Origin of the sequence: Bordetella genomosp. 5 (genome assembly GCF_002261475.1) — a bacterium.
In the GTDB taxonomy this organism is placed as follows: domain Bacteria; phylum Pseudomonadota; class Gammaproteobacteria; order Burkholderiales; family Burkholderiaceae_B; genus Bordetella.
The window spans coordinates 66,319-84,949 of sequence record NZ_NEVN01000006.1 but is presented as its reverse complement, the minus strand read 5'-3'; the positions used below and the strand labels follow the sequence as shown (position 1 = coordinate 84,949).

General features: G+C 68.8%; 17 protein-coding genes. 7 read left to right on the top strand and 10 right to left on the bottom strand.

Annotation, left to right across the window (positions count from 1 at the left end):
• Window positions 1-2: 2 nt before the first annotated feature.
• From CEK29_RS12040 to yddG, 4 genes are all read left to right on the top strand, one after another.
• Entirely contained in the window at window positions 3-587 is a 585-nt protein-coding gene (locus CEK29_RS12040; protein WP_094800080.1) for a sugar dehydrogenase complex small subunit, read from the top strand.
• Window positions 587-2,215, top strand: coding sequence for a GMC family oxidoreductase (locus CEK29_RS12035; protein WP_094800081.1), 1,629 nt, complete (start codon window positions 587-589; stop codon window positions 2,213-2,215). The genes CEK29_RS12040 and CEK29_RS12035 overlap by 1 nt, the downstream gene beginning before the upstream one ends.
• Before the next feature lie 115 nt (window positions 2,216-2,330).
• Window positions 2,331-3,596: an alpha/beta hydrolase gene (locus tag CEK29_RS12030; protein WP_094858229.1), complete on the top strand. Its 1,266-nt coding sequence runs from the start codon at window positions 2,331-2,333 to the stop codon at window positions 3,594-3,596.
• A 56-nt stretch (window positions 3,597-3,652) separates the two neighbouring features.
• Window positions 3,653-4,567, top strand: a complete 915-nt coding sequence (gene yddG, locus CEK29_RS12025; RefSeq protein WP_094858362.1) for an aromatic amino acid DMT transporter YddG — start codon at window positions 3,653-3,655, stop codon at window positions 4,565-4,567.
• A gap of 12 nt (window positions 4,568-4,579) precedes the next feature.
• On the opposite strand, the gene CEK29_RS12020 is transcribed toward yddG, so the two are convergent.
• Entirely contained in the window at window positions 4,580-5,500 is a 921-nt protein-coding gene (locus CEK29_RS12020; protein ID WP_094858228.1) for a LysR family transcriptional regulator, read from the bottom strand.
• 180 nt (window positions 5,501-5,680) lie between these two features.
• On the opposite strand from CEK29_RS12020, the gene CEK29_RS12015 reads away from it, so the two are divergent.
• The gene (locus CEK29_RS12015) at window positions 5,681-6,871 is read left to right on the top strand and encodes an MFS transporter (protein WP_094858227.1); all 1,191 of its coding nucleotides are present in this window, start codon (window positions 5,681-5,683) and stop codon (window positions 6,869-6,871) included.
• 143 nt (window positions 6,872-7,014) lie between these two features.
• Complete coding sequence (locus CEK29_RS12010; RefSeq protein WP_176456889.1) at window positions 7,015-7,419, top strand: sel1 repeat family protein; 405 nt, start codon at window positions 7,015-7,017, stop codon at window positions 7,417-7,419.
• Between the two features lie 21 nt (window positions 7,420-7,440).
• Here the strand turns inward: CEK29_RS12010 and CEK29_RS12005 are convergent, their stop codons facing one another.
• The 4 genes from CEK29_RS12005 to galU form a co-directional block, all read right to left on the bottom strand.
• Window positions 7,441-8,757: a cytochrome c gene (locus CEK29_RS12005; protein ID WP_094858361.1), complete on the bottom strand. Its 1,317-nt coding sequence runs from the start codon at window positions 8,755-8,757 to the stop codon at window positions 7,441-7,443.
• A 14-nt stretch (window positions 8,758-8,771) separates the two neighbouring features.
• Window positions 8,772-10,547, bottom strand: a complete 1,776-nt coding sequence (locus CEK29_RS12000) for a GMC family oxidoreductase (RefSeq protein WP_094858226.1) — start codon at window positions 10,545-10,547, stop codon at window positions 8,772-8,774.
• A gap of 3 nt (window positions 10,548-10,550) precedes the next feature.
• A complete protein-coding gene (locus CEK29_RS11995) occupies window positions 10,551-11,270 on the bottom strand; it encodes a gluconate 2-dehydrogenase subunit 3 family protein (protein WP_094800087.1) in 720 nt (239 codons plus the stop codon).
• A gap of 352 nt (window positions 11,271-11,622) precedes the next feature.
• Complete coding sequence (gene galU / locus CEK29_RS11990) at window positions 11,623-12,468, bottom strand: UTP--glucose-1-phosphate uridylyltransferase GalU (RefSeq protein WP_094800276.1); 846 nt, start codon at window positions 12,466-12,468, stop codon at window positions 11,623-11,625.
• Between the two features lie 247 nt (window positions 12,469-12,715).
• On the opposite strand from galU, the gene CEK29_RS11985 reads away from it, so the two are divergent.
• The gene (locus CEK29_RS11985; RefSeq protein ID WP_094800088.1) at window positions 12,716-13,315 is read left to right on the top strand and encodes a DUF4142 domain-containing protein; all 600 of its coding nucleotides are present in this window, start codon (window positions 12,716-12,718) and stop codon (window positions 13,313-13,315) included.
• Between the two features lie 68 nt (window positions 13,316-13,383).
• On the opposite strand, the gene CEK29_RS11980 is transcribed toward CEK29_RS11985, so the two are convergent.
• From CEK29_RS11980 to CEK29_RS11960, 5 genes are all read right to left on the bottom strand, one after another.
• Window positions 13,384-13,653 carry a YunC family protein gene (locus tag CEK29_RS11980; RefSeq protein ID WP_094858225.1) on the bottom strand — a complete coding sequence of 90 codons (270 nt, stop codon included), beginning with the start codon at window positions 13,651-13,653 and terminating at the stop codon, window positions 13,384-13,386.
• 94 nt (window positions 13,654-13,747) lie between these two features.
• Complete coding sequence (locus CEK29_RS11975) at window positions 13,748-16,069, bottom strand: xanthine dehydrogenase family protein molybdopterin-binding subunit (protein WP_094858224.1); 2,322 nt, start codon at window positions 16,067-16,069, stop codon at window positions 13,748-13,750.
• 12 nt (window positions 16,070-16,081) lie between these two features.
• Window positions 16,082-16,711 (bottom strand): isochorismatase family protein, encoded by a 630-nt coding sequence (locus CEK29_RS11970; RefSeq protein WP_094858223.1) that lies wholly within the window; start codon window positions 16,709-16,711, stop codon window positions 16,082-16,084.
• Window positions 16,712-16,757: 46 nt separating this feature from the next.
• A complete protein-coding gene (locus CEK29_RS11965) occupies window positions 16,758-17,789 on the bottom strand; it encodes a 2,5-dihydroxypyridine 5,6-dioxygenase (protein WP_094858222.1) in 1,032 nt (343 codons plus the stop codon).
• 15 nt (window positions 17,790-17,804) lie between these two features.
• On the bottom strand, window positions 17,805-18,623 hold the full coding sequence (locus CEK29_RS11960; RefSeq protein WP_094858221.1) for an alpha/beta fold hydrolase: 819 nt from the start codon (window positions 18,621-18,623) through the stop codon (window positions 17,805-17,807).
• Window positions 18,624-18,631 lie beyond the last annotated feature (8 nt).

The window sequence follows — 18,631 nt, the reverse complement described above, 5'->3', positions numbered from 1 at the left end:
CCATGAAGACCCCGAATCCCGTTTCTCCATTCCCCGCGCCGGCGCTCGATAACCCGGCCCGCCGCACGCTGGTCAAGGGCGCGCTGGCCTGGACCGTGCTCGGCGCGGCGCTCGCGCCGCTGCCGATCCGCCGCGCACTCGCCGCCGTGCAGGATGGCGCCGCGGCCCCGGCCGCCCTGTCGCCCGCGCTGCAGGCCTTCCAGCGCGCCTCGGTGTTCCTGACCGGCAAGGAAGTCAGCGCCGTCATGGCGGCGCGCTGCCACGCGGCGCTCGCCAAGCGCATGCCGAACATCGATGCCGTGGCGAGCAACGTGAACGCGCTGATCGAGCAGAAGCAGCTCAAGCACATGGACGACTATCTGGCGCTGACGGACGTCGATCCCAAGCTCGATCACGACGCCAAGGAGATCGTGCGCGCCCTGTATCTGGGCGTGGTCGGCGACGACGCCGATGCGGAATTGTTCGCCTACGAAGAGGCGTTGATGTACGACCCCACGCGTGACGTGCTGGTCGTGCCGACCTACGGCCGTGGCTTCAACACCTGGGGTCCCAAGCCCGCCGACAGCACCATGAAGGTTGAAAAATAATGGAATACGACAGCGACGTAGTGATCATCGGTTCCGGCGTGATGGGCGCGCTGGTCGCCTCGAGGCTGGCCCGCGCCGGCAAATCCGTCACGATTCTGGAAGCGGGCCCGCGCGTCACGCGCCCCGAGATCGTCGAGCGCTTCCGCAATGCGCCGGTCAAGCTCTCGCTCACCAACATCAAGCTGCAGGGCGCCGGATCGCCGTTCCCCAATCCGCCGCACATCCCGTCGACCTACGGCGACTATCTGCAGCAGGTGGGCCCGGTGAAGTACCCCACCAAATATCTGCGCGTGGTCGGCGGCACCACCTGGCACTTCGGCTCGGCGCTCTGGCGCATGATTCCCAACGACTTCAAGACGCAGAGTCTGTATGGCCGTGGCCGCGACTGGCCCATGACGTACGAAGAGCTCGAGCCCTGGTACAACGAGGCCGAAGCCGAACTCGGCGTGTCGGGCATGGACGGCCAGGACGAAAGCGGCCAGGGCCTGCCGCATCAGTTTCCGCCGCGCTCCAAGCCCTTCCCGATGCCGGGTCTCGAAGTGCCGTATTTCATGCGGCGCCTGGCCGAGCAGCTGTCGGTGGGCGGCTACAACCCGATCTACGAACCGAACGGCCGCGCCACCCGCGAGTACAAAGACCGGCCGCTGTGCTCGGGCAACAACAACTGCAATCCGGTCTGTCCCAGCGGCGCCAAGTACGATGGCACGCGCCACGTCGACGATGCCGAGCGCCATGGCGCCCGCGTGCTCGACAACTCGGTGGTCTATCGCATCGAAGCCGATGACCAGGGCAAGATCGTGGCCGTGCACTACAAGAAGCCCGACGGCAGTACGCATCGCATGACCGGGCGCTACTTCGTGCTCGCCGCCTACGGCATCGAGAGCCCCAAGCTGCTGCTGATCTCGGCCACCGAGAAGTATCCGAACGGTATCGCCAACAGCTCCGACCAGGTCGGGCGCAACCTGATGGGCCACACCGGCATCGCGATGAACGTCATGGCCAGCGAAGACATGTGGCCGGGCCAGGGGCCCACCGAACTGCTGGTCTACATGAACTGGCGCGACGGCGCGTTCCGCAAGGACATCCCCAGCTACAAGACCAAGCTGCGCAACACCGTGCCGACCTCGTCGATCGCCAACGACCTGATGAACAAGGGCGTGTTCGGCTCGAAGCTCGACGCCGAGATCCGCCGCATCTCGGCGCGTTCGCTCAACTTCGCCGTGGACTTCGAGACCGAGCCCTTGCCGCAGAACCGCGTGACGCCGAGCAAGACCAAGGTCGACGCGCTGGGCATTCCGCTGCCGGACATCTATTACAGCGTGAACGACTACTGGAACGCCGGCCGCGACTTCGCCGTCAAGGACCTCAAGCGCATGGCACAGCTCATCAATGCCGACATCCTCAAGATGGACACGAGCCATCAGGATCGCCAGCACATCATGGGCACGACCATCATGGGCGCCGACCGGCGCGACTCCGTGGTGGACCGCGATGGCCGCTCGCACGACCATCCCAACCTGTTCATGGTCGGCACCAACGTCATGCCCGCCATGGGCTGCGTCAATCCCACGCTCACCGGCGCCGCCGTCTCGCTGCGCACCGCCGACGTGATGCTCCGGGAGGTGTGACGCCGGGGCGGCGTGCCAGCGTTGGCGATCTGATCGCCGGATATGGACGCCGCCGGTCCCGCGATGGCACTATCGTGCGGCGGCGCCCCTTCGCCGCCGCCCACCCTGCCTTCGCATGCCGCGTCCGTTTCTCTCCGCTCTCACGCGTTCCCGCCGGGCCCGTATCGGCCTGACCACCCTGTTCGCCCTCGCGCTGAGCGCCTGCTCGGCGCCGCGCGCGCCGCAGCCCGCCGAAAAGCCGCCGTCGTTTGCCGAGTATCAGCGCGCCACGCAGGCGCGGTTGCTCGAACGGCGCGCCTTCCAGACCGCCACGCCCGAGCAGGAAGTGGCCTGGAACAGCCCGCAGGAGTGGCGTCCGGAGGGTGCGGTGGGGAGCGACGGCGTCGAGCCGCATGGCGCCGGCTTGGGCGCCCGCGCGGCAAAAGGCATCCTGTTGATCCACGGCCTGGGCGATTCGCCGTGGTCCTTCACCGACGTGGCCCGCACGCTGGCGCAACAGGGCTTTCTGGTGCGCACCGTGCTATTGCCCGGCCACGGCACCCGCCCCGAAGATCTGCTAGACACGACGGCCGAACAGTGGCGCGCGGTCGTCCGTGCGCAGGCGATCGCGCTGCAGCGCGACGTGGACACGGTCTATCTGGGCGGCTTTTCCACCGGCGCCAACCTGGCGCTCGAGTATGCGTACGAGCACCCCGAGATCGCCGGCCTGGTGCTGTTCTCGCCCGGCTTCAAGTCGTCCAGCACGCTCGACTGGCTCGCCCCCTGGGTCACCTGGATCCGGCCATGGCTGCTTGCACCCGATGGCCACCGGCCCATGCAGAACGGCGTGCGCTATCTCACCGCGCCCACCAACGCCTTCGGCCAGTTCTACCTCACCAGCCGGACGGCGCGCCGTCTGATCCACGACCGGCCCTACGAGCGGCCCGTGTTCATGGTGCTGGCGCAGCACGACTCGGTGCTCGACACGCCCTATCTGCTCGATGTGTTTCAGCGCCGCTTCGTGCACGCGGCGAGCCGGCTGGTCTGGTACGGCGATCTGCCCGGCGCGCCGGCCGACGCCGGCCGCGTGCTGGTGCGGCCGGACCGGTTGCCCGCGCAACGAATCAGCCAGTTCTCGCACATGGGCATGCTGTTCGCGCCGGGCAATCCGCTCTACGGCGCGGCGGGCAGCCTGCGGATCTGCTGGAACGGCCAGGAGCCGGCGCAGACCGAAGCCTGCCTGCGGGGCGAGCCGGTCTGGTATTCGGATTGGGGCTACCGCGAGGCCGGCAAGGTACACGCCCGGCTGACGTACAACCCCTACTTCGACTGGCAGACCTCGGTCATGGCCGAGGTGTTGAAGGCGGCCGCCGCCGAGCCGGGCGCGGTCGCGCGCCGCTAGCGCCGGCCGCGGTACGATGGCGGCCGCATTCCGCCCGTTTTTTGTCGTACCCCGCCGTGACGCCACACACCCACACCCCCTCCCCGACCGACGCCGACACCCGGCGTGCCACGCTCATCGGCCTGTGCGCGGTGCTGTGCTGGAGCGCCATGGTCGGCCTCATGCGCAGCGTCACCGAGGCCCTCGGACCCGCGGGCGGCGGCGCGCTGCTGTTCACCACCAGCGCGCTGCTCGTGACGCTCGCACGCGGATGGCCGCGGCTGCGCGATTTTCATCCGGTGTACCTGCTAGGCGGCGGCGCGCTCTTCGTGGCCTACGAGGCCTGCCTCGCCCTGTCTATCGGCTATGCCCATACGCGCGCCCAGTCGCTCGAACTCGGGATGATCAATTATCTGTGGCCGTGCCTCACGCTGGTGCTGGCGGTGCTGTGCGGTCAGGCACGCGCCAGCGCGTGGATCTGGCCCGGCGCGCTGCTCTCGCTGGCCGGCATCGTCTGGGTGCTCAACGGCGACGGCTCCGCCTCGATCACGCGGTTTGTCGCCAACCTGCAGGACAACCCGGTGGCCTACACGCTGGCCTTCATCGCGGCCGGCCTGTGGGCCTGCTATTCGGTGCTCACCCGCCGCTACGGCCGCGGCCAGAATGGCGTTCCCGTGTTCCTCTGGGGCGCAGCCCTCGTGCTCTGGATCAAGTACGGCCTGAGCGCCGAGCCCGCGCTGCACATGACCCCCGGCGCGCTCGCGGAGGTCGCGCTGCTGAGTCTGCTCACGGCCACGGGCTACAGCTGCTGGAACCACGGCGTGCAGCACGGCAACATCGCCGTGATGGCCGCGGGCTCGTACTTCACGCCCGTGCTGTCGGTGCTGTTGGCGAGCCTCTGGTTGCGCACGCAACCCACGCTGGGCTTCTGGCAGGGCGTCATCATGGTCACCGTGGGCTCGCTCATCTGCTGGCGTGCCACCCGCCGCTGACCGCGCCCGACCTCAGAAGCAGCGCGGCGGCGGCACGCCCCCGCGCTTCGCCGGAAAGACATGCGCGCACAGGTGGTCGACCAGGGCCCGCACCTTGGGCGACGGGTGCTTGCTGGCCGGCCACAACACATAGAACACGCCGGTCCAGCTGACCTCGTCCGGCAACACCGCGCGCAGCTTGTCCTCGGCCAGCAGGTGCGCCACCGAAAAGTCCGGCAGGAACGCGATGCCGAGCCCCCGCTGCGCGAAGCACACGCGCGTCTCGAGATTGTTGGCGATCATCGTGGTCGGCAGGGCCAGCTCCAGGCCGGCCGCGGCGCCGACCGTCGGCCACGGCTCGAGCTTGCCGCTCGTGGAGTAGCGAAACTGCAGGCAACTATGACCGGCCAGCTCGGCGGCCGTGCGCGGCGTGCCGCGCCGGGCCAGATAGTCGGGAGAGGCCACCAGCACGGAGCGATACTCGCCCAGCTTGCGCGCCGATAGCCGCGAATCGCTGGGATGACCCGCGCGCACCACGGCATCGAAGCCCTCGTCGATGACGTCGACGATGCGGTCGGTGAAGTCGAGGTCGAGTTCGATGTCGGGATAGGCCCGCATGAAGTCGCCCAGCACCGGCAGCACCAGCGAACTGACCAGCGGCAGGCTCACCCGCAGGCGGCCGCGCGGCGCCGCCGCGCGCTGCGACAGCTCGTGTTCGGCGGCCTCGATCTCCGCCAGAATGCGGCGGCTGCGCTCCAGAAACAGCGTGCCTTCGGCGGTGAGGCTGACGCTGCGCGTGCTGCGATGAAACAGCCGCACGCCGAGCTTTTCTTCGAGCCGGGCCACGCTCTTGCCGACCGCCGAGGCCGACACGCCCAGTGCCCGCCCGGCGGCCACGAAGCTGCGCGCCTCGGCCACCTGAACGAACACCATGAAGCCGTTCAGGCTGTCGATGATGCGCCTCCATTACGGACACCAGTGTCCGTACAACGAGGAACTGTACCCTACTTTTTCTTTAATCCGTGGCTCTCTATCGTGACGGTCCTGATACACCGAACGAGGCTGCACCATGCACCATCCCCCGCATTTCCCGCGCGCCATCGCGTCCGACCTCCCCGCGCGCGAGGTCCGCCCATGAGCGCCGCGCCCGCCAATCGCCTGCCGTGGGGCGCCCTGCTCGCCATGGCCATGGGCGCCTTCGTCACCATCCTGACCGAGGCGCTGCCGGCCGGCCTGCTGCCGCAGATGGCGGCGGGCCTGGGTGTTTCCGAGGCCATGGCCGGACAGACGGTCACGATCTACGCCGTCGGATCGCTCGCCACCGCCATTCCGCTTACCGCAATGACGCAAGGCCTGCGCCGTCGTGGGCTGCTGCTGGCCGCGCTGGCCGGCTTCGCGATCGCCAACGGCATCACGACGGTGTCGCCCTGGTACGGACTCACCATGGTGGCGCGCTTCGTCGCGGGCGTGGCCGCCGGCTTGCTGTGGGCGCTGCTGGCAGGCTACGCGGCGCGCCTGGTCGCGCCTCACCTCAAGGGCCGCGCGATCGCGGTGGCCATGGTCGGCACGCCGCTCGCGCTCTCGCTCGGCGTGCCGGCCGGCGCGTGGCTGGGCACCCTGATCGGCTGGCGCGGCTGCTTCGCCATCATGAGCATCGTGGCCCTTGCCTTGATCGTCTGGGTGCGGCTCAGCGTGCCCGACTTCCCGGGGCAGACGCGGGGCGCGCGCGCCTCGCTGCGGGACGTGCTGCGCCTGCCGGCCGTGCGGCCCGTGCTGTCCGTGGTCCTCGCCTACGTGCTCGCCCACAACATCCTCTACACCTACATCGCGCCCTTCCTGGCCGACGCGGGCCTGCCGGGCCATACCGACCGGATCCTGCTGGTGTTCGGGCTCGCCTCGCTGCTGAGCATCTGGATCGTGGGCACGTGGATCGACGGCCGCCTGCGCATGCTCACGCTGGCCAGCACCCTGCTGTTCGCGGCCGCCACCCTCGCGCTGGGCGTGGCCGGGCGTGACCCAACGGTGATCTATGTCTCGGTGGCGCTGTGGGGACTGGCGTTCGGTGGGGTCGCGACCCTGCTGCAGACGGCGCTGGCGCTCGCGGCGGGCGAGCACGCCGACGTGGCGCAGTCGATGCTCGTGACCTCGTGGAACAGCGCCATCGCAGGCGGCGGCCTGGTGGGCGGCCTGCTGCTGAACCAATGGGGCGTGGCCGCGTTCCCGCCAGTGCTGCTGGTGTTGCTGGCCGCCGCGTTGGCCGCCATCGTGTTCGGCTGGCCGCGCGACCGCGCCACCGCCGCGGTCTGCGTCAACGCGCTGCATTGAGGCCGCGCCGTCGCACGGGCGGTCCGGCAGCGGGTCGCCGGTCCGGGCCCGGGGGGCCGGGGGGCCGGACAGCGGGGCCGTCACCGTCCCTCTGATATATTCTGCCGCCCGGCTGAACGCCGCCTGACTACGCTTGAGGCTCCATGTCCCGCAAGAACCTGCTCGTCTCGCTCGCCACGCTGTGCCTGTTCACCGTGCTCACCGCGCTCCTGTGGCGTCAGCACTTCGCATCGATGCCGCCGCTCTTGCGCGACTTCATGGGCGGCGAGCAGGATCCCAGCATCCATGTGATGGGCGACTCACCGCAGAAAGATGCCATCGCCATCCGGCAGATGGCGGCCGCGGCCGAGCGCGGCGATCCGGGCGCGCAGTTTCTGCATGCCCTCACGCTCGAGCCCGTGGACATGAAGGAAGCGCTGCGCTGGCACCGGGCTGCGGCGGACCAGGGGCACGAGATGGCCTTCGCCCGCCTGAAGGAAATCGAGGCGCTCGAAGCGAGCCGGGCGCAGGATGCGCAGGCGCCGGGCGGGCAGCCGGCCGGATCGTGATCCGCCCGGCCGCGCGCCGGCTCAGCGCACCGGGCCCGGCTTGGCGCCGACGTCCTTGCGCACCTTCGCCACGTCCGAGGCCTTGACCGGCGCCGCCTGGTTGCCCCAGCTGCTGCGCACGAAGGTGACCACCTCGGCCACCTCGGCATCGTTCAGGCGCCAGTCGAAACCGGGCATGCCGTAAGCCGTCGGTGCAGCCTGGGTGGCCGGCATCTGGCCGCCCTTGAGCACGATGTGAATGAGCGACGTGGGATCGCTGGAGTTCACGGTGGAGCTCAGCGCCAGCTGAGGGAAGGTCTCGGCGTAGCCCTTGCCCGTGCTGCGATGGCAGGCGGCGCAGTTGTTGAGGAATTGCATGGCGCCATTGCTGGTGTCGCCACCGGTGCGCAGCGCCTGCGCAGCCTTGTCGTCGTAGCTCGGCTTGCGGGTGTCCTTCGCGTCGACGGGCTTCAGGCTCTTGAGGTAGGCCGCCATCGCGTTGAGGTCTTCATCGCTCAGGTGCTGGGTGCTGTCGGCAACGACCTGCGCCATGCCGCCGAACGCAGCGGAGTGCGCGTTGCGACCGGTCTTGAGGAAGGCCACGATGTCTTGCTGCGACCAGCTGCCCAGGCCGTCCTTCGCGTCGCCGCGCAGGTTCTTGGCCAGCCAGCCTTCGATCACGCCACCCGACAGGAAGGCGGTGCCGTCGGCGTCGGTGAGGGCTTTTTCCTGGAGGCCCACGCCGCGCGGCGTGTGGCAGGCGCCGCAATGGCCCAGGCCTTCGATGAGGTACTTGCCCCGCAGCATCACCGCCTGGTCGCCGGCCGGGGCCGACGCGGGCACCGGATCCGCCGGCGTGCTGCTCTCGGCGACGTCCGGCGCGTAGACCCAGCGCCACATCGCCAGCGGCCACCGCATCGAGAGCGGCCAGACGATGTCGGTGTCGCGGTTTTCCTGGCGCACCGGCGCCACGCCCTGCATGAAGTACGCGTACAGTGCCTTCACGTCGTCGGGCGAGACCTTGGCGTACGAGGTGTACGGCATGGCCGGATACAGGGTGTGCCCGTCCTTCGCGACGCCGTGGCGCACGGCACGGTCGAAGTCCTCGAGCGTGTAGTTGCCGATGCCGGTGTCCTTGTCCGGCGTGATGTTGGTGGAATAGATCATGCCCAGCGGCGAATCCAGGCCCAGGCCGCCGGCGTAGGGCTTGCCGCCCTTCACCGTATGGCAGGCCACGCAGTCGCCGGCACGAGACAGGTATTCGCCGCGCTTGATGAGCGCCGCGTCGGCGCCGTCGGCGGCCCAGGCGGGCGCGCTCGCGGCCACGCAGGCCAGCGCGATGAGGGTATGTTTGATCATGTTGCGCATCCTCATCAGGCCTGGACCAGCGGGCCGGGGTTCTTCAGGTACTGCTCGCGGATGGCCTTGGCCGACCAGTACGCCAGCGCACCGACCAGGCCGGTGGGGTTGTAGCCCATGTTCTGCGGGAACACGCATGCGCCCATCACGAACACGTTGGACACGTCCCAGCTCTGCAGATACTTGTTGACCACGCTCTCGCGCGGGTTGGTGCCCATGATCGCGCCGCCGGTGTTGTGGGTGCTCTGATACAGCCGGGTGTCGTAATGCGCGCCCTTCTTGCGGGTGGCCACATACACCTTCTCGTGCTTGATGGCCTTGCCCACTTCCTCCATGCGCTTGCCCATGTAGTCCAGCATGTCGAACTCGTTGTCATGCCAGTCGAAGGTCATGCGCAGCAGCGGCTGGCCGTAGGCGTCCTTGTAGGTCGGGTCCAGCGACAGGTAGGCGTCGCGGTACGACATCACCGAGCCCGAGATGCCGATGGTCATGTAGCGCTGATAGGTGTCCTGCACGTTGGCTTTCCAGGCCGAGCCCCAGCTGGGCGTGCCCGGCGTGGTGGGGGTCTGCTTGATGGGCCGCCCGCCGTAGCGCACGTGCCGGATGCTGGCGCCGCCCAGAAAACCCAGCGGACCGTGGTCGAACTGGTCGCCGTTGAGGTCGTCCATCGAGACGCCGCCCGCGCCCGTGCCCACGAAGGGGTTGAGTTGCGTGCCCTTGGGCAGCAGCACGTTGACCGCGCCGTTCATCTGATAGGCGTAGTTTTTGCCGACGGTGCCCTCGCCCGTCTGCGGGTCGTAGGGCTTGCCGATGCCCGAGAGCAGCAGCAGGCGCACGTTATGCATCTGGTACGCGGTGAGGATCACGAGGTCGGCCGGCTGGTCGATCTCCTGACCCTTCTCGTCGATGTAGGTCACGCCCACGGCCTTTTTGCCGGTGGAATCGAGATTGACCTTGATGACGTGCGAGCGCGTGCGCAGTTCGAAGTTCGGTTTCTTGAGCAGCACCGGCAGGATGGTGGTCTGCGGCGAAGCCTTCGAATACATGTAGCAGCCGTAGTTCTCGCAGAAGCCGCAAAAATTACAGGGGCCCAGGCGCACGCCGTAGGGGTTGGTGTACGGACCCGAGGCGTTCGAGGCGGGCGCCGGATACGGATTGAAGCCCACCTCGCGCGCGGCCTTTTCGAACAGCTGCGCGCCCAGCGTGTTGGCCAGCGGCGCAAGCGGATACTCCTTGCTGCGCGCGCCCTCGTGCGGGTTGCCGCCCTCGACGATCTTGCCGTTGAGGTTGCCCGCCTTGCCCGAGGTGCCGCATACGTATTCGAAATGCGTGAAGTGCGGCTCGAGTTCGTCGTACGTGACGCCGAAATCCTGGATGGTCATGCCCTCGGGGATGAACTTCTTGCCGTAGCGCGTTTCGTAGCGCGTGCGCAGCTCGAGCTCTTCGGGCAGCGCACGGTAGTGCATGCCGTTCCAGTGGAAGCCCGCGCCGCCCACGCCATTGCCCAGCAGGAAAGAACCATGCTGCCGATACGGTACGGCGACATCGTTGACGCCGTGCCGTATCGTCACGGTCTCTTTGGAGAGATCCTGGTAGAGCTTGCCGCGCACCGAATAGGCCAGCTCGTCGAGCACCTTCGGGTATTCGGCATCGGTGGGCGTGTCCTGCATGCCGCCGCGCTCGAGCGCCAGCACGTGCATGCCCGCATCCGTGAGCTCCTGGCCCAGGATCGCGCCGGTCCAGCCGAACCCGACCAGCACCACATCGACTTTTTCTTTTTTGATTGCCATGATTCAGCCCTTTTCGCCGGAGATGGACACGGGGCCGTACGGATACTTGGCGTTGGGCTGGTCGGTCCAGTCCATGAAATCGCCGCGCGCGCCCGGAAAGCCCACGAGTTTCCAGCCCACCATGTGCTTGTTGCCGCCGTACATCGGGTCGGCGAAAAAGCCCTCTTTGGTGTTGCCCAGCAGCGTGCTGAAGAACGTGGTGGCGGGCACCTTCTCGAGCTTGATCTTGTTGCCCTGCAGGTCATGCAGGATCTGCTCCTGCACCGCGCGATCGAGTTCGGCAAAGACCTTGCCGTGCTTGTCGCGGCTCCAGGCGTTCAGGCTGGCGATGCCATTGCGGTAGATGTCGCGCGGGCTCTGGTCGAGCTGGTAGCCCATCTCGGGCCGCTGCTCGGTGTTGAACGGGCCCTGCATGTACCAGAGCTTGCCATGACCGTACGGCTCTTCCATCTGGCGGTCGATGAACTCCGGCACGCCGGCCGCGACGGCGCCGGGGCCGAGGTCGTCGGCGGGAATCAGATGATCGACAGCGGCGCCGATGAAAGCCCACTCCTCGGCATTGAAGTACGTGGGCTGATAGGGCTTGGCTTGTGCCGGGCGCGAACCCGTGTCGCTGCTACAGGCCGTTTGCGAGACCACCATGCCGCCCGCGAGGGTGGTGGCGGGCACGAGCGCCACCGCCTGCTGCAGAAAGCGCCTGCGCGGCCGCGTGTCTTGTGTCATGAGACTCCTCCGTGAGTATTCCTGGTTGTCACCGTCCGCATGGGACGCGCAATGCCGGAAACACGAACCGCCGAGCCGGTGACAACGAATGCGGCCTGCCGCCGCGCGGCCTCGCCGCGCCGCCTGCAGGCAGCCGCCTCCCTGAATGGAAGGCCGCTGCGATTATGCGCGCCGGAAACTGACGGAGTCCTTTATGCCATGTCGGCCCGATCGTTGCGCGCGCATCGAACCGCGCGTCGGACCGCGCAACGACGACCGCGCGCGCGTGCGCGCATCCGCGGCCACCAATGACTCGGGGCCGGCATGGCCGGCCCCGACGGATGCTGCGTTGCACGCCCTTGCGGGCGGCCTGTCATTCTTCCATGGTATCCAGGTTGTGGTACTTGCGGCCCAGCTCGACATTGGCGCGGTAAAAGCCCGCCTTGCTGCCGCAGTCGTAGCGTTCGCCTTCGTACTGATAACCGAACACGGAACGGTCGCGCATCATGGCCGCGATGGCGTCGGTGAGCTGGATCTCTCCCCCCACGCCGGCCTGCGTACGGCGCAGATACTTGAAGATCTGCGGCTCGAGCACATAACGGCCCACCACGCCCAGACGCGACGGTGCCTCGCTCGGCTTGGGCTTCTCGACGATGCCGCTCACGTCCATCAGGCGCTCGTCACGCATCCGGCCGGACACGATGCCGTAGCGGTCGGTGTGTTCCGGACGTACCGGCTGCACCGCCAGCACGCTGCCACCATGGCGGCGCGCCACTTCCACCATCTGCGCCGTGACCGGCGTGTCGGCATCGATCAGGTCGTCCGCCAGCAGCACGGCGAACGGCTCGTTGCCGACGATGGACTCGGCGCACAGCACGGCGTGGCCCAGGCCCAGCGGCGCGGACTGCCGCGTGTAGATGCAGTTCACATGATCGGGCAGCACATTGCGCACCGCTTCGAGCAACTCCGTTTTGTTTTTGGACTCGAGCGTGAGTTCGAGTTCGGGCACCCGGTCGAAGTGATCTTCGATGGCGCGCTTGTTGCGCCCCGTGACGAAGATGATTTCCGTGATGCCAGCCGCGACTGCCTCCTCGACCGCGTACTGGATCAGCGGCTTGTCGACGACAGGCAGCATCTCTTTCGGCATGGCTTTGGTGGCAGGCAGGAACCGCGTGCCCAACCCGGCTACCGGAAACACGGCCTTGCGCACCGGCGGCAGGGCCAAGGACGAGTTTGCGGCCGTAGCCGCGTTGGAACGATCCGTGGACATCGAAAACTCCTGAAGCGTTCATGGGAACGCCACGGCGACGAACGCGACGACTCGTGGCGATCGGCAGCGAATCCCGATGCGGGGCGCCGATGCGGCGGTATAGCAACTTCCGTGCCCGGGCATGGCGATTGCTCCAGGGGCGTGGTCGGCGACCGCGCGTCGCCCCCACTTTCGCCCTTTTCCTGGAGACAGCCTCATGACCCGTTCCTACTCGCGTTTCGCAAATCTGCGCACGCTGGCGCTCGGCGTGGCGGTCAGTTCGGCACTGACCCTGGCCCCGCAGGCCCATGCCCAATCGCAGAGCCAGCCCGCCTCGACCGGCGCCAGCGCCGCGCATGACAAGGCGGTCGGGCAACTGGCGGGCGCCGACAAGGACTTCCTGGAAAACGCCGCCCAGTCGGGCCATTTCGAACTCGAGGGCAGCAAGCTTGCGCTGACCAAGTCGTCCAATGCCGATGTGAAGGCGTTTGCCCAGAAGATGGTGGATGACCACGGCAAGGTCGGGGCCGAGCTCGCGGCGCTCGCGAGCAAGAAGGGTTACGAGGCCCCCACCGGCCCGTCTCTTATGCAACAGGCCAAGCTCAAGACGCTCGATATGAGCGACGACGGGTTCGACAAGCGCTATGCCGAGATGATCGCCGTCACCGCCCACGAAGACGCGGTCACCCTGTTCCGCAAGGCCAGCGAAGAGGCCAAGGATCCCGAGGTGAAGGCCTTCGCCGCCAAAGTGCTGCCGACGCTGAAGGAGCACCTGACGCAGGCGCAGGCACTGCAGAGCAAGGTCGGGGGCAAGTAAGCGGCGGCCGATGCAGGATCACGCCGGCCGGCGGGTACGCCGGCCGCCGGATTCGCCGAGTAAGCGGCTCAGACGAAGCGCTGCAGCGCCTCTTCCCCGGTCATGCCGGGCGTGACGCCCAGCGCCACCGCGGCCGGCAACACCGCCGAAATGACCGTCCCGCGCATGTCTTCGAACGACGACACGCCGGAGACAATCGCGATGGCCTCGCCCGTCTTCTCGAACGTGGCCGGGTTGAGATAGCCGCAGGCCAGCATGCCCTGGCTGCCCACCAGCATCAGCAGCGGACGCTTGAGTTCGATACGGACTTGCTGAAAAGCGGAAAGATCGACGGACATGAGGCGAGAGCTCCTGGGACGGCGTGCCGCGAAGGACGACACAGCCGGGATCATAAGCGACGAGAGGCCACGCCCCCGCGCCGGCGCCCTGCCCTTAACGCCCCAGGCCGGCGCGCAGCACGTCCGGCGTGAACGGCGGCGCGCGCCAGCGCAGCCCGGTGGCGTCGAACAGGGCATTGGCGACGGCGGCCGCGCCGGGCACCGACGCCGACTCCCCGCCGCCCATGGGCGGCTCGTCCTGACGCGGCATCAGCACCACCTCGATCGGCGGCACCTCGCTGAAGTCCAGGATCGGATACGCGCCCCACTCGCGGCTGCGCACGCCCTGCTCGTCGAACTGCACACGCTCCTTGAGCACGCGGCTGAGGGTCTGCAGCACATTGCCATGGATCTGATGCCGCACGCCGTCGGGGTTGACCATCATGCCGGTGTCCTGCCCCACCACCACGCGCTCGACGCGCACCCGCCCCCGCACCGGGTCGACCGCCAGGTCCACCACCCACGCCGACCACGCGGCGCCGAAGCCCGGAAAACGGCTGTGCACGTAGCGCGCATAGGCCACGCCGCGTCCGCGCAGGCGGCCATCGGCCTGTGCCGAGCCGCGCGATCCGGCCTCGCCGCGCCACCCGGCGTGCGCCGCCACCGCGGCCAGCAGCTCGCGCGCGCGGCTGTCGTCGAGATGGTCGAGGCGGTATTGCACCGGATCGGCCTGCGCCCGCTCGGCCAGCTCGTCGATGAAGCAATCATGGGCGAACGAATTCGGCAGGGCCGACACGCCCCGCAACCAGGCAGAACGCACGATCGCCGGCACATCATGGCATCCCACCCGCAGCGCCGGGTACCGGTACGGCGGTACGGCGGTGCGATCGCCCATCTCCAGCGTGCGCGGCCCCGCGTCGACCCTGCCGGTCAGCAGCAGGGCGAGCAGCGGCGCGTCGTTGGAGGGGTAGCGGGTGTCGAAATCGCAGGCCGCCAGGCGGCCTTCGGCGTCGATCGCGCCGCGCACCTGCATCAGCTGGGCGGCGCCCTTCGGCTCCCACGCATGCTCCTGCTCGCGCGATAGTTGCACGCGCACCGGTGCGCCCACGGCCCGGGCCAGCAGCGCCGCGTCGGCGCCCACGTCGTCGGCGCAATTACGGCCGTAGCAGCCGGCGGCCTCGAGCCGCACGATCTCGATCCGGTCCTCGCCGATCCCGAGCAGGCGGTCCAGGTCGATGCGCAGCATGTGGGGATTCTGCGTGCCGGACCAGACGGTCAGCCGGTCTTCGTCCCAGCGCGCCACCGCGCACGACGGCCCGATCGAGGCATGCATCTGGTACGGCCAGACGTAATCCGCTGCCAGCGTGCGAGCCGGGTCCGTGGCCGCGGCATTCAGCGCGGCATCGACATCGCCTTCGCTGCGCAGCGGCCGGTGCACGGCCGGAATGGCCCGCAGCGCCGCCGCCAGATCGTCCAGCGCCGGCGCGGGTGGCACCGGCGCCCATTGCACCCGCAGCGTCCGGGCGGCGCGCATGGCCTGCTCTTCGCGATCGGCCACCACGCCGACGAAGTCGCCCTGCACCACCACCTGCACGTGGCCGGGCAGATGCCGCACGGAGGCTTCGTCGACCTGCAGCAGGCTCTTGCCCACGAAGGCGCCCGCATCGCGTCCGGCATAGGGCGGCCGGATCACGCGGCCATGGCGCATGCCCGGCAGGCGCACGTCGTGGACGAAGCTGAGCACGCCGGTCGCCTTGGCCGGAATGTCGACCCGCGCCACGGCGCGGCCCACGACGCGGTGTTCGTGCGCGGGCTTGAGCGGCACCTCGATGTCGGGCGCGGCCACGCGCAGATGCGCGCCGCCGCCCGCCAGCACCTGCCAATAATCGGTGGTGACGCCGTCGGGCCCGCGCAGGACGCCGTCATCGACGCGCAGCGTGGCCGCCGCCACGCCCAGGCGTTCGGCCGCGCGGGCGACCAGCCAGGCGCGAGCCTGGGCCGCGGCACGCCGCAAGGGCACCGCGGAAATCTGAATGCTGGCGCTCGCAATGGTCGGCCCCTGGTTGGGCGCGGCATCGGTGTGGCCGAGCACCATTTCGACACGTTCGAACGCCACGTCCAGCTCTTCGGCCACCAGCTGGGCCAGCGCGGTCCGAATGCCGGTGCCGAGGTCGACGTGCCCATTGAAGGCCAGGACACGGCCATCGGCGCGGATCGCCACGAAGATATCGGGAAGCGTCGGAACGTAATCGGAAGCCGCGCCGGGCTGGCCCGGCGCCGGCCGGACGCCGGGCGCGGGATCGCGCAGCACCAGCAGCGCATCCGGGGCGCGCAGCAATGCCGCATGCAGGGCGCGCGGCGCGGGCAGCGCGCCCTGCTGCGCCGCCGCGTCGCGATCGCGCGTCGGCGTCGGCAGCGGTGGCGCGGGTCGGTCCATGGTCGCGCCCGCTCAGCGCGCCACGGCCGCCAGCGCCTCGGCCAGCGGCATGACGGCGGCATACTTCTGCCGCATGTCGAAGAGATTGGCGTCGTGCGGGCCGATCGCGCGATCTCCCACGCAATCGCTCACCACCAGCGGCCGGAAGCCCGCCGACATCGCGTCGACCACGCTGGCGCGCACGCAGCCGCTGGTGGTGCAACCGGCCACCAGCAGCGTCGCCACGCCGCGCTGCGCCAGCCAGGCCGCGAGCATGGTGCCGTAGAACGCCGAGGGCGTGCTCTTGCGCACCACATACTCTCCATGACGGGGCGCGAGCTGCGGCACGATCGCACTGGCCGGACTATGCTCCTTGAGCGTCAGCATGCCGGGCACCTTGAGACTGAAGATGTTGCCGTCGGCGTCGTCGTCGGCATACACGATGCGGCTGTGCGCCACCGCCCATCCGGACTGCCGCGCATGCGCCAGCAGACCCTCGGTGCGCGCGATGGCCTGCGGAATGTTGCCGCCCCCGAACTGCGCCGGATCGGCGAAGCCGTTGACGAAGTCCACGATCAGCAGCCCGAACGGCGCCACGAGCGGGAGATCGCTGCCAAAGCCCTGGCGGGCATACGACTCGATGTCGCTGGCGGGTTGGTTCATGATTTTCCCCGAAAGCCGGTCTGCGCCGGCGAGTTGTCAGAATAGATCAATCCAGGACTTTGCCGTCGCGCACCACTTCCGTGCCGTCGAGCCGCACGGTGCAACGGCGCAGCGGGATGTCGATATGGCAGGCGGTGGTGCGGTCGCCGCCCGCCTCGTTGTTGGGCCCCAGCGAAAACAGAAAATTGCCCTCGAACGCCCGGGCATCCATGCCGATCGTGGCCTCGCGGTCGTACAGGCCGAGCGTGGTCCAGTGCGCGCGCGGCTGCAGGCCCCAGCCGATATGCGAGATCGCATATGCCTCGGGATCCTTGAACGACGCCACATACTCGCTGAGCAGCTCGGCATCGACGCCGCCCTCGATCCGGGTGGCATAGCCGTTCTCGACCGTCAGCACGATGGGTTGCGACACGTAGCGCTTCTGCGGCAAGAGGATGTCGCCCGCGTCGATCACGATGGTGCCGCGCGCCCCGCCTTCGTTGGGCCACGTCAGCGCAAAGCCACTGGGCCAGTGATCCCAGCGGCCCGGCTCGTCGACGAAGCCATATTCGCTGATGGCCGGAAACTCGCCCATCGGGCAACGCAGATCGGTGCCGCCCGGCGAGGTCACGTGCATCTCGCGCGCGGCGGTGATGCGGGCGGCGGCCGCCTTGACGCGTTCGCGGTCGGCCTCGGTGGGCACCAGCCGCGCCAGCACCTCGGGCGGTTCCACGGCCAGCAGGATCTTGGTACCGGTCTGCAGAATGTCGTGCTGCTCGGGCGAGAACAGCAGCGTCATCAGGTCGAGCACCAGATCGCTTTCCTTGAGCGCGGCGATCGCGGCCTTGTTGCCCGTGAGCGGCGTCGTGCCCAGGTAGGCCAGGGCATCGCGCGAGAGCGCCTTCTCGCCGTTGACGGGCGGCAGGTCGAGGCGGTTCACGATCGCGCCCATCGACTGCGTGGCGATCAGGGCCGTGGACAGCGTCTGCGGATGCGTCGCGGCGCTGGTGAGGATGGTCACCGTCTGCCCGGCCTCCAGGCGCGACAGGCGCAGCACTTCCTGCCACGCGCGGACCATTTCGAAATCGCTTACCGGCATTGTGGTTCTCCTCGTTCAGGCGGGCAGGCGCGCACCCAGAAAGTCGCCAAAGGCAGCATAAAAGCCGGACTCGTTATCCCACGGGATCATGTGGCCGGCCGCCGGCACGCGGGTGTGCAGCGTGCCCGGCGCCAGCCGCTGGATCTCGGCCACGTCGTCATCGAGCACGACGTCGCCGCGCTCGGCCGTCATCAGCAGGCGCGGCACCCGCACCTGGGGCAGATCGGCGTGGACATCGGTGCTGTGGAACTCGTCGAAGCTCTGCAGAATGGCGCGTTCGTCGCAGGTGTGCAGCCACTCGGCGCGCAACTGCCGCTGCTCGAGCGTCCAGCTCGGGCAGTAGGCCAGCATCTCGTCGGCCGACATGCCGCGGCGTGCCGCCGCCATCGAATCCACGTACCAGGGCAGCTTCGCCGGATACGCGCGCCGGCCCGGCCCCGACACCGGGGGATCCACCATGACGAGGCGCGCCAGACCCGCCGGCTGGCCGCGCGCGGCCCGGATACCGATGCGCGCGCCCATCGAATGGCCCACGACGCTGTAGCGCTCGAGCCCCAGGGCCCGGGCGAACGCGATCAAGTCGGCCGCCTGCGCGTCGAGTCCGTAGTCCAGTTCGGCGCCGGCCTGCGACAGCCCGCGGCCGCGCACGTCCAGCACATAGGTGTCGAACACCTTGCCGAAGCGCTCCGCCACGAAGCCCCAGGTGATGGCCGGGCTGGTGATGCCCGGCACGATGATGACGGGGTCGCCTGTGGCGTGGTCTCCGCCATAACGCAGGTAATGCTGCCGGATGCCGTTGGCGTGCACGTTACCGCCATGCAGGAAGGTGCTCATCGCTCGCT